The sequence below is a fragment of the Sedimenticola sp. genome, from assembly GCF_050289425.1.
Taxonomy (GTDB): Bacteria; Pseudomonadota; Gammaproteobacteria; order Chromatiales; family Chromatiaceae; genus Sedimenticola.
In genome coordinates this window covers 118,308-131,001 of record NZ_JBNKFS010000007.1, presented here as the reverse complement: position 1 = coordinate 131,001, position 12,694 = coordinate 118,308, and the positions used below count along the sequence as shown (strand labels likewise).

Annotated in this window: 13 protein-coding genes; 8 read left to right on the top strand and 5 right to left on the bottom strand. The window is 52.0% G+C overall.

All coding sequences use genetic code 11. The features are described from left to right. Positions 1 to 102: 102 nt before the first annotated feature. Positions 103 to 2,460: a DUF1631 domain-containing protein gene (locus tag ACQY5R_RS06955; RefSeq protein WP_428606213.1), complete on the top strand. Its 2,358-nt coding sequence runs from the start codon at positions 103 to 105 to the stop codon at positions 2,458 to 2,460. Between the two features lie 21 nt (positions 2,461 to 2,481). Then, positions 2,482 to 2,820, top strand: a complete 339-nt coding sequence (locus ACQY5R_RS06950; protein ID WP_428606211.1) for a PilZ domain-containing protein — start codon at positions 2,482 to 2,484, stop codon at positions 2,818 to 2,820. A gap of 14 nt (positions 2,821 to 2,834) precedes the next feature. Here ACQY5R_RS06950 and ACQY5R_RS06945 read toward each other — a convergent pair whose 3' ends face one another. Further along, positions 2,835 to 3,536, bottom strand: a complete 702-nt coding sequence (locus ACQY5R_RS06945) for a lytic transglycosylase domain-containing protein (protein WP_428606209.1) — start codon at positions 3,534 to 3,536, stop codon at positions 2,835 to 2,837. Between the two features lie 457 nt (positions 3,537 to 3,993). On the opposite strand from ACQY5R_RS06945, the gene ACQY5R_RS06940 reads away from it, so the two are divergent. From ACQY5R_RS06940 to ACQY5R_RS06915, 6 genes are all read left to right on the top strand, one after another. Then, entirely contained in the window at positions 3,994 to 4,449 is a 456-nt protein-coding gene (locus tag ACQY5R_RS06940) for a GNAT family N-acetyltransferase (protein ID WP_428606207.1), read from the top strand. Between the two features lies 1 nt (position 4,450). Then, positions 4,451 to 4,978, top strand: coding sequence for an acyltransferase (locus ACQY5R_RS06935; protein WP_428606205.1), 528 nt, complete (start codon positions 4,451 to 4,453; stop codon positions 4,976 to 4,978). 16 nt (positions 4,979 to 4,994) lie between these two features. Next, entirely contained in the window at positions 4,995 to 5,816 is an 822-nt protein-coding gene (locus tag ACQY5R_RS06930; protein WP_428606203.1) for a secretin N-terminal domain-containing protein, read from the top strand. A gap of 117 nt (positions 5,817 to 5,933) precedes the next feature. After that, entirely contained in the window at positions 5,934 to 6,752 is an 819-nt protein-coding gene (locus ACQY5R_RS06925; protein WP_428606200.1) for a mechanosensitive ion channel family protein, read from the top strand. Between the two features lie 121 nt (positions 6,753 to 6,873). After that, positions 6,874 to 7,377 carry a thioredoxin family protein gene (locus tag ACQY5R_RS06920; RefSeq protein ID WP_428606198.1) on the top strand — a complete coding sequence of 168 codons (504 nt, stop codon included), beginning with the start codon at positions 6,874 to 6,876 and terminating at the stop codon, positions 7,375 to 7,377. A gap of 107 nt (positions 7,378 to 7,484) precedes the next feature. Further along, positions 7,485 to 7,859 carry a hypothetical protein gene (locus tag ACQY5R_RS06915; protein ID WP_428606195.1) on the top strand — a complete coding sequence of 125 codons (375 nt, stop codon included), beginning with the start codon at positions 7,485 to 7,487 and terminating at the stop codon, positions 7,857 to 7,859. A 110-nt stretch (positions 7,860 to 7,969) separates the two neighbouring features. Here ACQY5R_RS06915 and ACQY5R_RS06910 read toward each other — a convergent pair whose 3' ends face one another. From ACQY5R_RS06910 to ACQY5R_RS06895, 4 genes are all read right to left on the bottom strand, one after another. Continuing rightward, a complete protein-coding gene (locus ACQY5R_RS06910) occupies positions 7,970 to 9,244 on the bottom strand; it encodes an O-acetylhomoserine aminocarboxypropyltransferase/cysteine synthase family protein (RefSeq protein WP_428606193.1) in 1,275 nt (424 codons plus the stop codon). A 243-nt stretch (positions 9,245 to 9,487) separates the two neighbouring features. Then, positions 9,488 to 10,099 (bottom strand): LysE family translocator, encoded by a 612-nt coding sequence (locus ACQY5R_RS06905; RefSeq protein ID WP_428606190.1) that lies wholly within the window; start codon positions 10,097 to 10,099, stop codon positions 9,488 to 9,490. Positions 10,100 to 10,290: 191 nt separating this feature from the next. Continuing rightward, positions 10,291 to 11,478, bottom strand: a complete 1,188-nt coding sequence (sat, locus tag ACQY5R_RS06900; protein ID WP_428606187.1) for a sulfate adenylyltransferase — start codon at positions 11,476 to 11,478, stop codon at positions 10,291 to 10,293. Between the two features lie 327 nt (positions 11,479 to 11,805). Then, a complete protein-coding gene (locus ACQY5R_RS06895; protein ID WP_428606184.1) occupies positions 11,806 to 12,537 on the bottom strand; it encodes an AAA family ATPase in 732 nt (243 codons plus the stop codon). Between the last annotated feature and the right edge of the window lie 157 nt (positions 12,538 to 12,694).

Genomic DNA, 12,694 nt, shown 5'->3' with positions numbered 1-12,694 from the left:
ATGGGTAAAGATGGTCGGCGGGCGGTATAACTAAAGCACTCTATGACTTGGCCGCTATTTCTGTAAGCTCAGGCAGCCGTTTTAGAGTCAAGGAAGTCATATATGGAAGAGTTGTCACAACAACCTCACACCACTCAATCGGGAAAAAAACATCAACAGCTACTGAGTGAGTGTCGCGATATGGTGATGGTCTACCTCACCACCCAGCTAAATGAACTGTTTGAGCAGATCGAACCGGTTTTTCTCGACTTTGCCAAAAAAGCCGAAACCAACGCACTACAGGTACGTTTCTTTGACGCCATCAACCATATTCTGTCACTGCGTGATGTAATTGAGCATGACTTTCGGGAATCTATCGAGCAAGGCTTCAGGGCTTTCGTACAAGGAAGGCCCATCAACTACCCAGACTCCCCGGTAGAGGAGACCGGGCATATCGAACTGAAAGTGGTCGATAATGAAGCGCTGGAGAAACATATCGCCATCCAGAGCCTGATCTCCAAAACGCAATCAAATTGCTATCAAGAACTATACGCCCTGGGCAAACGAATGGCGGTGTTGCGTGGTGGAAAAAAACTGGCCGAAGAGGATATCCCCGCCTGCCCGGCTCACACGGCAACCGCTTTCCAATTGGCCGCGGAGGCGCTGGATCTGGATAAACAGATCCTGCTGATTGTCTATTTCCTGTTTGGTAAATTTGTCTTGGGTGACGCCGTCACAATCTATCAGAGCCTGAATGACAAACTGATCGAAGCCGGCATCTTTCCCAATATGACATTCAAAGCGGTTACACCTCCTGCCTCGCCAAGCGACCCAAAGTCCGCCCCGAGCGCCCCCCTCCCCGTCGAACAACCACGTACCGCCCATGCCGAATCGAGACAATCTTCCGCCACCCCGGATTCGGCTCCACCCAGACACAGCGGTCTGGGTACGCCTTCCGGAACGGGAAACAGCGTTGCCTTGGGTGAAGAGCTATTCCAGTCGATTCATGACCTGCTCACCGCCCGCCGGGCGGCCGATCCCAATTTCAGCAATCACCCCGAGATCTCACCCGACGGCAATACCGCGCAGCTGAAACGCACACCGGAAATTGTCCAGGTCATTGAACAGATTCAGCCGCAGACTCAGGCTGACTATCTACCAGACCCGGAGAGCAATGAAGGGATTCCGCAATCGATCGAGTTGGACACCAACCTGATCCAGAATGTGCGAAAAACCCTGGAGACGGAAAGAAGTAAACTACTCAAGGAGCTGGATAAAAACACCGTCCCCACCGCCGATCTGGACACCATCGAATTGGTAGGGATGCTTTTTGAACAAGTCCTCAACGAAGAGGGATTGGCCAATATCGCCAAGGCCTTGATCAGCCACCTGCACACGCCTTACCTGAAAGTGGCGATTCTGGATCGAACATTCCTCACTGACGAGCAACATATTGCCAGACGGCTGCTAAACATGATGGTCGAGGCCGGTAAACGCTGGATCGATGAAGAGGACCTGCGTCGTGGCATCTACTACCCGATGCAAGAGAGCGTGAAAACCGTACTGGCTGAATTCAAAAGCGAACTCTCTATCTTCGACGAAATGTTCTATCGACTGCAAAAGCAGGCGGAAGAGCTGGAATCACGTGCCAAAATCTTGGAGGAGCGCAACCAGGAAGCGGCCAAGGGGCGTGAAAGACTGGAATCGGCCAGACAGCGCGCCCGGGAAGTGATTGACGAAAAGACCCAAGGTCGAAATCTACACCCGGTGCTTGAACGCTTCCTCAATCATGCTTGGCTGGATCGGATGATACTGATGCTCCTGCGTGATCCGGAAGTGGAAAGCGGAAAGGAGTGGGCGTCTGCCCTTGCGGTGATTGACAGCCTGGTCAAAGTGGTCGATGCAAGGCATAACCCCAAGGCAAAGGAGTGGCTGAAAAAGAACCAGAAAAACCTCATTCAACACATCAGGGCTGGTCTCGACTCACTGGGTAATTACCACCACCCCGATAGTAACGCCCTCTATAAACTGCTCGATGCCGTCATCACGGAACAGCCGACCAAGGTCAAAGAGCAGCCTCCGGCCGCGGCCGAGGTTTCCAAGCCGGTGATAAAACCCATCGAGGAGAATGAACCTGTCACGCCAACAAAGCCGACCGGATCTGAACAGTCACCAGAGGAAAAGGAGATGCTGCTGAAGTTGCGTGACATCAAATTCGGCACCTGGTTTGAGCTGATTGACGACAACCATAAGTTGCGCCGTTTGAAGCTGTCCTGGTTCAGCCCAATCACGCATAAATACATGTTTGTGGACCGCTTTGGCATACAAGCTTACATCACCCCTTCCGAAGAGTTGGCGAAACAACTCTGCACAGGCAAGGCAAGTATAATAAAATCCTCTGGGATACCTTTTGTAACTCAGGCCCTGAAAACCATACAGGCGATTCTGCAAAAATCCATTGGCATGAATCCCGCGCGTTAGACTCAAACAAGGAAATCCGTAATGCCCGAAAAACGCTCCCATCCAAGAAAAAGCTGTGATACCAGGATTGATATCCTCGACGCTGAGTCAAAAAAGCTTATAGGTACGCTGGTCAATCTATCCGTCAGCGGTTTTATGATGATTTCGGAGCAGTCCCTACCCGAAAATTATGTATTTCAGTTTGATGTGGTTTTCGCCCCGGGGGCCACGGATTCAATCACGCTGCAGATCGGCGCTGAAAGCCTGTGGATACAGGAAGTGGAGGGGTCGAATCAGCGCTGGATAGGGTTCCACATTATTGATATATCGGAACAGGACAGGGCAACCATCAACCGATTAATCAGTAATTGGCGGGATTAAGCACACACTGCCTTCTAATTCAGGGAAGCGAATCTGCCTGATGACTGATATTCACGATAGTTAGTCATTACCCGTGCCACATAAGCCTCGGTTTCCGGATAGGGTGGAATCCGGTTGCCGAATTTTTTCACGGCATTTTCACCCGCGTTATAGGCGGCTAACGCCAAGCGTAAATCGTTGTTAAACATAATCAGCAAATCGCGCAGATAGGTAGCCCCCCCGGTCAAATTGGACTTAGGGTCCCAGCTATCATAAATGCCATAGCGCTGTGCCGTGCCGGGCATCAATTGCATCAAACCCTTGGCCCCGGTGCGTGAAAGTGCACGCGGATCATAAGCGGATTCGACACTAATCACCGCATGCAACAAGGCTGGCTTAAGACGCACTTTATTGGCAACTTCCTCAATCATCGGAGAGTAACGGTGGCGATTTCTCTCGCTGGAGGCCGTATCTATTCTTGAACCACTAGGCTTTTTTTGCCCGGCCGCCGAATGCCAGAGCAATCGATAACCGTTCCCCTCCATTGGTCGGTCGGTAAAATAGAGCTTGCCACTACGATCCTCATATTTATAGATATCGGCCACGGTTGCCGTAGACAGACACAGCAATCCCACGATGGCGAACATCCTCACCTTGAATCCGACGGTTACAGCCAATTTATACCCCTTCGTTTTGCGATGCAGACCAAAGCCCGAGAATCGGCTATCTATACTCATTTTCTTGAATGGCCTACCGTTTCAATCATAGCTTGTATCACCGGTACGTGACAGTCCCGTACAAATTAACCTGCAAACCGGCCCGTCAAACGAGAAAATTGCGGGCGGGCTTCCGCTTTCACCGTGCAGGGCGCACAAATCCTGTTGAGCTGTAGCAGATCAGAAAGCTATCTGTGCTTTTTGTGAACGTCTCCACAACCCGCAACACCACACTCAGCCACTATTGATACCGAAGATTGATGACAACGGCCACCCTCCCGCAAAATTCTTAACCCGGGCCGTTGTCGTTAATCCTCACCATCCCTCTATTCATCATCACGGTGAAATATTCAACCTGGTCAGGCATCCATCGGCCAACAGCAGCAAAACTTAAGTCCTATCACCAGTCCCATTTCAGGTTGTCCACCTGCTCCTCTATACTAGTTAAGAAGCATTCGCCATATCCGGGTAATCGTACATGTCAAAACAAAACTTTACCGTTAACCAGGCTCACTGGGACGAGAGCAAACCCCTTCTCCGCGCCATACGTGAAGCGGTTTTTATTTTGGAGCAACAGGTACCCAAAAAGCTGGAGTGGGACGACAAGGACGAGTCCGCACTGCATGTAATCGCTGTTAATAGCGACGGTCATGCGATAGGCACCGGCCGAATCTCCGTGACAGGACAGATTGGACGGATGGCCGTTCTCAAGGAGTGGCGTAACGCCGGTGTCGGTAGCGCACTGCTCAAACAGTTGCTAAAGCTAGCGGAGAGGGAAATCCCTGCCCCACTCTTTCTCAATGCCCAAACAGGTGCTATTCCTTTCTATGTTAGACATGGATTTCACTGTGTGGGGAGTGAATTTGTGGAGGCCGGAATCGTCCACCAAAGGATGGAGCTGGAGCAAGCTCCCTCCCCACCCGGCAGGAGTTAGCATGAATCAGCGAACCGACAATGCCATCGAATCGCAGATACTCGGCGAAAGCAGGGAGCGTATTATCCTGCAGGGTCGCGCCCAATTTATGCAGGCCTGTGAAAGCATGGCGGAGCAGGCACAACACCAATTGGATCTGTTCACCTATGACTTAGATAAACCGCTCTATGATCAAAACGGTTTTCTTGACGCATTAAAGCACTTGGCCATCGCTTCCAGGGGTATCTGCGTTCGCGTTTTACTGCAAGACAGCGAACGAGCCAGGAGAGAGGGACACCGACTGGTAGACCTGTCCCGGCGACTCACCAGCAAGATTGAAATCAGACGGCCGCATCCTGACTACATCGATCACCCGGAAAACTTCATCATCGCTGACAGAATGGGCTATATCAGACGCAGAGTGGCTGAACGCTATGAAGGTGAAGCCTATTTCTATCACCCGATTGAGGCAAAATTACTGACCGAATTCTTTAATGAGGTGTGGGAGCGCAGTGAGCAGGACAGCACACTGCGCAGACTCTATCTCTGACCCGGAAAAAATCACTATGAAACGGCTTTTATTCCTGTTGATCTTAATTACCTGGTTCGCCCAAGCCGTCGCCGATTATCCCCTGGAGATCATTCAACTTAACAGCCGTCCCGTGGCCGAGGTAATCCCGGTACTAAAGCCCTTCATTGATAAAGACGGCTCCATTGCCGGCATGAACAATCAACTTATTATCCGCACCTCTCCAGACAATCTGGTGGAGATCAAACAGATTTTGCGGCGCATCGATCAACCACCCAGGATGCTGCAGATCTCAGTCAGACAGTCTGCCGGCAACCAAATATCCCAAAGGGCAACACAGGCTGACGTAAACACCCTACTGGGGAAACATGCCAAGGTCATCGTCGGACGACCACAAGATAACGATCTACGACTACAGATGAAGCAGGCGCGAACCCAAAGCGCCCAAGATGCCACCCACACCCTGCAAGTCCTGGAGGGGCATGCTGCCTTTATCGACACTGGGCAATCCGTGCCGGTTCCTGAGCAGACCACCATCGTCCAAAACAACACGATCCACCAACAGATTACCACCCGCTACAAAAACGTAACCAGCGGTTTCTATGTCATTCCCAGAGTGAACGGATCCATAGTAACACTGGAGATCACTCCCCACATGAGTCGCACCGGTACGATCCAGGGTCAGTATGAAGTGCAGCAGGCACATAGCGTCGTGTCCGGGAAACTGGGTGAATGGATAACCCTCGGCGGCACATCCCAAAGCGTAAACCGCCAGGGCGATGGAATACTCAAAAATACACACACCGTCAGCAGCGAGGAGCGATCGATAGAGCTAAGGGTGGACGAGCTCAAACCATAGGTGTCAGACGACTTATTTTACTTTTATTGACATTTTTCAGTTGGGAGAATCTGATAATTGTCTGCTATATTTGCTGGGTTTATAACTTAACCACAATAACCTCAATCGGAGTGAGACATGCCTGACTTCATGGATCTCGACAAGCTGGTTTCTACTTTTGTAATTCCTTGGGGTATCAACATTATCCTGGCGTTGGTCACCTTTATCGTCGGTCGCTGGGTAGCGAACATTCTGCTCAAGATCGTCAAGAAGCTTCTGACCAAGAGCAAGATGGATATCATCCTTATCAACTTTGTTGTCTCCATTCTGCACGCCATCCTGCTGCTGTTCATCGTCATTGCCGCCATGGACCAGTTGGGTGTGGATACCACCTCACTGATCGCACTGCTCGGTGCTGCCGGTCTGGCCGTCGGCCTGGCGCTGCAAAATTCACTGCAGAATTTTGCAGCCGGTGTCATGCTGATCATCTTCCGCCCGTTCAAAACCGGCGATTTTGTCGAAGCCGGCGGCACAGCGGGGGTGGTCGAAACCATCAGTATTTTCAGCACGATTATGCGCACCGGTGACAACCGGGAAGTCATTGTCCCGAATGGCTCCATTTATAACGGCACGATCACCAATTTTTCGGCCCGTGAGACGCGACGCATCGATATGGTGTTCGGTATCGGTTATGGCGACGATATTCGCAAAGCAAAGCAACTGCTTACCGAGATACTGGCTGCCGACGAACGTGTCCTGAAAGACCCGGAGCCTTTGGTCGCTGTAGGTGAGCTGGCAGACAGCAGTGTCAATTTCAACGTCAGACCCTGGGTGAAGAGTGGTGACTACTGGGGAGTCCGGTTCGATCTGACAGAAAAGATAAAGCTCGCTTTCGATGACAACGGCATCTCCATTCCCTACCCTCAGATGGATGTTCACCTAAACAAGGCAGACTGATCCACGCCTGTGCCCGCTCTGTAGCGGGCACAGGCGGCGAGGTGTGAACCGGCTCTATTATTAAATAATTATTTATATTATAATTTAATTATTTTATAGACACGTAGAGCCGTTGTTAGCCGTGAAGCCTATCCCGTTGTTCGTGCTTCTTACTCTTCTTGCCATGTTACCTTTCCGGCTGAATGGCGCACCACTCCCCCTCCCCAAGGTCACAGACTGGTCAGTTGAGGCCGCCAGCGCCCACAACAAAGCGACTCCGTTGATGGTAATATTCAGTTCAGAAAACTGCAGTTATTGCCAGGCGCTGAATCGGGAAATCCTCGCCCCCCTGCTCAAAAAGGGTACGCTGCAGCGGCGTGTGCACTTGCGGGAATTTTCGATCGATCGAGGAGGAAAGGTGATTGATTTCGATGGTACCCCGATAAGAGCCCATCTCTTTGTCGATCGCTACCATGTATTCGCCACCCCAACCCTCATTTTGCTAGATCAATCTGGAAAGATACTGGGTGAGCCTATCGTTGGCTACAATGGTGCAGACAGTTACCCACATTTGCTCGACCAAGCCGTTCAACATGCCAATGGCCTCACCGCACTCGTTGCCCGTCACCGTGACTCGACCCGGTAGAGCCCTGACTACAGGGTATTGGAAATGTAAACAAGATCCTTAGCGATCCCTTCTAACAGGCACCTGATTACACTAGAATGGCTGCCTAATTTACTCGAGATAACAGCATGAAACTTAATCTAAAACATCTCCTTGGTGCGGTATTGGCTGCCTTGGTCTCTGGACCACTCCATGCCGATCTTGAAGCGGGTCTCACCGCGTACGCCAACGGCGACTATGTCGAGGCATTCAGCCAATACAAGCAAGCGGCTGAAGCGGGTGATGTGGATGCCTATGGCAAATTGGCTGGCTTGTATCTGTATGGCGTTGGCACAAAGAAAGATTACACCAACGCCTACATCTGGTTCGGACTGGCCGAATACGGCGGAGACAAATACGCCGAGAAATTCAAGTTGGCCGCCTCTTCTTCCATGACGCTGGAGCAGGTCAAAGAGGCAGAAGAGATTCTGGCGGATCACATCAAACGACTTGAAGGACAGTAAGTAGTTCCGGCCACAACTTACCGATGGCCTGGTAACAGACCATAAATACCTGATGCCGACACTTTTGGTAAAAACGGTGGACGACCCTCAGCCGCCCACCGGTTGCAGACTTAGCGAGAGGCTGCCAACGCTTGCTCGAGATCGGCGATGATATCGTCGATATGCTCGATACCAATCGACAGGCGAACCAAGTCTTCACTCACCCCAGCCTTGGCCAACTCTTCCGGACTCAGCTGCCGGTGGGTAGTCGTCGACGGGTGGCAGGCCAGGGTTTTGGCATCCCCGATATTCACTAGGCGAACTGCCAACTTCAATGCATCGATAAACCGCGCGCCCGCCTCCTTGCCACCGGTGATACCGAAGGAGAGAATGCTCGACGCTCTGCCCCCCATATACTTATCCACCAGGGGTTTATCCGGACTGCCCTCCAATCCTGCATAGCGCACCCACTCAACCTGTGGGTGAGACTGTAGGTAGTTGGCGACAGCCAAGGCATTTTCGCAGTGACGATCCATACGCACGGGCAGTGTTTCAAGGCCTTGCAGCACCAGGAAGCTATTAAACGGGGAGATGGCGGCGCCCATATTGCGTAGCGGCACAACCCGTGCTCGACCGATAAAGGCCGCCGGCCCCAAAGCCTCGGTGTAGACCACACCGTGGTAAGAGACATCCGGCTGGTTCAGGCGCGGAAAGCGGGCCGCATATTCCGCCCAGGGGAAGTTCCCTGAATCTACGATCACGCCACCAATAGTCGTCCCGTGGCCGCCCATATACTTGGTCAAGGCGTGTACCACAATATCTGCCCCATGCTCGAATGGGCGACAAAGATAGGGGGAGGGAACTGTATTGTCTACCACCAGCGGCACCCCGTGAGCGTGGGCCATATCCGCCGCGGCACCGATATCCACCACGTTACCGGCCGGATTCCCGATCGATTCGCAAAACACCAACTTGGTCCGATCATCAATCAAGGCCGCCATGCCATCAATATCCTTTGGATCGGCAAAACGCGCCTCTATGCCCAATTGAGGCAGCGTATGTGCAAACAGATTGTAAGTACCGCCGTAGAGAGTGGTAGTCGTAACAATATTGTCACCCGCTTCACACAGGGTAAAAACGGTGTTGGTTATCGCGGCCATACCGGAAGCCAGCGCCAATGAACCGATCCCCCCCTCCATCGCAGCCACCCGTTTCTCCAACACATCGGAGGTGGGATTCATGATCCGCGTATAAATATTTCCCTGGACTTTCAAGTCAAACAGGTCGGCCCCGTGTTGCGTATCGTCGAAGGCATAAGAGGTGGTTTGATAGATCGGCACAGCGACCGCTTTAGTAGTGGGGTCTGGCTCATACCCCCCATGTATCGCGATGGTTTCAATTTTCATCCAAGCACTCCTCCATTGTTATTAGGTATTTCACAGCCAAACGAATGACCTGCATCTTACCTGCTGCACGAACAGACTGTCGAATAAGGATAATCTGATTAAGGTAGGCGGCAAGGATGAAGCGATTCGACGTGGAGCGGTAAAAAAGTGTGGACCGTCTATCCGGTAACAGGTTTGATAAGCACACTTTGATCGGGCCCACTATCGAATCGGCGTCAGTTCACACTTGGCGAACCCACCACATTATCGGCTGGCCGACGCCAGTCCCAGACCAAAGCACATAAAGGTTCCACCACCTAAACGGTTTACCAAACGGCCACCCCGTTCCGAAGCAAACCAAAAGCGCGCGGTTTTCGCCAACTGGGCATAAAGCAGATGAATCAATATCACCAGCACACTGTAAGTCGTCACCAGAAGGATAAACTGGGCAGTGTAATGTGTTTTGAGGTCAATAAATTGCGGGAACACCGACATAAAAAAGAACACAGCTTTAGGATTGGTCAGCTGCAGCGTAAGCCCTTCCAGAAACTGCAAGCGGCGACTCTTTTTTATCGTGGGGCCAGAATCGAGCGCCATCACGGGCGAACGCCACAACTTGAGTCCCAGATAAATCAGGTAGGCGGCCCCTATATACTTTAACAAGGTAAAAGCGATTGACGAGGTAGCGAGGAGGATCCCGAGACTGGTCGCCGACAGGGCGGCGACGACGAAGGTACCAAAAGCGATACCCAGAATCCCTCCCAGTGCGCCGGATACACCAAACCTTATTGCGTTACTGAGCGTTAAGACCACACCTGGTCCAGGGCTGAATACTGTCGCAATAGCGATAATGAGAAATAGCCAATAACCGTGCACTGCCCTCTCCGACCACATCCGTTGTTAAGGGCATAAAGAGTATCAGAGAGCGATAAACCTGGGAATAAACTTTCGCTGTGGGGAGAGTGGAAGGGAGGAACCGATGAACCGCCGGTTTCCGTGTTCGGAAAGCCTGAGTTACCGGGTGTTAGATTCCCCTCTGACGCTTCGGCGTCAGAGGGGAGGAGCTATCAGCTCAGCGACTGATAGTAATTCATCAGGATCTCAGCCACCTCGGGGCGGGAGAATTCAGGTGGGGGAGCCATGCCCTGCCCCAGCATCTCACGCACCTTGGTGCCGGAGAGCAGCACAAAGTCCTCTTTGCTGTGATCAGGCGCATCACGCATCATCACCACTCGGTTGAGTTTCTTCGAATAAGCGGTGTGATCAGCCTTGAAGATCTCGATATCCAATGCATCGGCCGGCACTTCGTTATCGAAAATGGTCTGGGCATCAAACGCACCGTAATAATCACCTACACCGGCATGATCACGCCCGATAATAAAGTGGGTCGCCCCCATGTTTTGACGGAAGTAGGCATGTAATACCGCTTCACGGGGCCCGGCATAGAGCATGTCAAAACCGTACCCGGTGATGCAGACCGAGTTGGGTGGGAAATAGAGCTCAGCCATCTTGCGAATGGCCGCGTCCCTCACCGGTGCCGGAATATCACCGGGTTTCAGCTTGCCCAGCAACATATGAATGACCACGCCGTCGGCGTCGACTGCATCCATGGCCATCTTGCACAACTCTTCATGGGCGCGGTGCATCGGATTGCGGGTCTGGAAGGCGACGATCTTTTTCCAGCCACGCTCTTGGATCTCGTTTCGAATCTCAACCGCGGTGCGGAATGTATCCGGGAAGTCGTTTTGGAAATAGCTGAAGTTCAACACCTGGATGGGCCCGGAGATGGCGGTGCGCCCCTGGCTGTTGAAAGCGGCCACACCGGGGTGCTCCGGGTCGGTGGTGCCATAAACCCGGCTGGTCATGACTTCCATTTGCTCATCAGAGACCTGCTCGACAGCACTGATGTCCATTACCGCCAGGACCGGGCTGCCTTCCACGTTCGGGTCGCGCAGGGCAATACGCTTGGCTCCCTGGATAGCATCGACACTCTCCAGCAAACAGAGTACCGGAACCGGGAAGAAGCTGCCGTCCGACATCTTCATGTTCTCGGCACAACCCATGGCGTCACCGACGGTCATGTAACCTTGGAGAGGATTGAAATAGCCGGCACCCAGCATGACGGCGTTGCCGGCAGCCTGTGAACTGATGACAACCGAGGGTAAAGACTCAGCTTCATGCATCAGGGCGTGGTGCTTATCAGTGTCATAGACAAAAAGCGGCTGAAGGGTATCGGATCCAACAGGCTTGATCATCTCTCTTGATCTCCTTAGAACAAATTTATCGTTAAATATTTTCTTCACCCGCGTACAAAAAATATGCAGCCAGGTAGTTTTTGTAATCAACAGGATGCCAGGTTGAATCGCGTCATATTGCTAAATAAGTGGCCATAGAGCAGGACATGCATCGAATGCAAAACGGCATGGCATCCAGTGTAAATTCAGGGCATACCCTACCACATGGATGAATGGGTTAACCCAAATTTATATTTATAAGGGCAGCAAAAAAAATACTGTGTTGTTTTAAATAGGAAAATTGCCATGGTCAAAAACCTGGCATTGAAAACGGCTACCCGAGGAATATCAGGAGATGGCGACGCTTTTCGCTTCGGGCTGCCAATCCGGCAGACCTGGAAACTTCGGGGTTTGCAGCGGATCCTTGCAGGGAATCGTCTCATGCAGCCAACTAATGATGGGTTGCCACTGCTTCCGGTCTTTGGTCGAAACGCCGGTTTTCATTTCGCAAATGCCCATGCCGGATTCCATGGCAATGGCGTAATTATGGGAATCACGCAGCGAACCAATAAGAGGGACATTCATCCGCGCAGACAGCGCTTCGATTTTTTCATAGGTGGGAGTTTTAAAACGCACACGATTGACCACCATGGCGATGCGCTTGCCATGCAGCCTGTTCTTGGCAAATCGCATCAGTTCGTTGAGAAACCCCTCGACGGCGTTCAGGTCGATTATGCTGGGCATAACTGGAATAAGAATCGTATCGGCTTTATTAAACAGTTCCACCAATTGGCCACCGGTGACGCCTGCCGGTGTATCGATCACCACCACTTCTGTCTCAACACCGGTATGGAGCTGCCAGGAGCGGGTTACGCCCGTGCGGGAACGGGCTGCATCGATTGAGCGGATGGGGGGTTGGCTGGGTTTTCGCATATCCAGCCAGTGGTGGCTGGAATTCTGTGGATCATAATCCATGAGTGCCGTCTTATAGCCCTGACCCGCAAAATAACAGGCCAGTGTAGTGGATATTGTTGTTTTGCCACAGCCACCTTTTGCGTTGAGCACCATGATATTGTGCATCGAACCCTATCCCCGTTTATGCAAATTCAGAGACAGCCATTCCCTTGACACATGCCCCCTACTGTTCAGCCACCTGGATTCTCCGATCCATCCCGCATTCTGTGGCCTTTGAAAATCATCTATACCGGCAGGACTCGGCGGACTACTGCCCTTGGAT

What these genes read in the sequence shown, in the direction of transcription:
- ACQY5R_RS06955 (WP_428606213.1), top strand. Translation starts at nt 103, where the DNA reads ATGGAAGAGTTGTCACAACAACCTCACACCACTCAATCGGGAAAAAAA.
- ACQY5R_RS06950 (WP_428606211.1), top strand. Translation starts at nt 2,482, where the DNA reads ATGCCCGAAAAACGCTCCCATCCAAGAAAAAGCTGTGATACCAGGATT.
- ACQY5R_RS06945 (WP_428606209.1), bottom strand. Translation starts at nt 3,536, where the DNA reads ATGAGTATAGATAGCCGATTCTCGGGCTTTGGTCTGCATCGCAAAACG.
- ACQY5R_RS06940 (WP_428606207.1), top strand. Translation starts at nt 3,994, where the DNA reads ATGTCAAAACAAAACTTTACCGTTAACCAGGCTCACTGGGACGAGAGC.
- ACQY5R_RS06935 (WP_428606205.1), top strand. Translation starts at nt 4,451, where the DNA reads ATGAATCAGCGAACCGACAATGCCATCGAATCGCAGATACTCGGCGAA.
- ACQY5R_RS06930 (WP_428606203.1), top strand. Translation starts at nt 4,995, where the DNA reads ATGAAACGGCTTTTATTCCTGTTGATCTTAATTACCTGGTTCGCCCAA.
- ACQY5R_RS06925 (WP_428606200.1), top strand. Translation starts at nt 5,934, where the DNA reads ATGCCTGACTTCATGGATCTCGACAAGCTGGTTTCTACTTTTGTAATT.
- ACQY5R_RS06915 (WP_428606195.1), top strand. Translation starts at nt 7,485, where the DNA reads ATGAAACTTAATCTAAAACATCTCCTTGGTGCGGTATTGGCTGCCTTG.
- ACQY5R_RS06910 (WP_428606193.1), bottom strand. Translation starts at nt 9,244, where the DNA reads ATGAAAATTGAAACCATCGCGATACATGGGGGGTATGAGCCAGACCCC.
- sat (WP_428606187.1), bottom strand. Translation starts at nt 11,478, where the DNA reads ATGATCAAGCCTGTTGGATCCGATACCCTTCAGCCGCTTTTTGTCTAT.
- ACQY5R_RS06895 (WP_428606184.1), bottom strand. Translation starts at nt 12,537, where the DNA reads ATGCACAATATCATGGTGCTCAACGCAAAAGGTGGCTGTGGCAAAACA.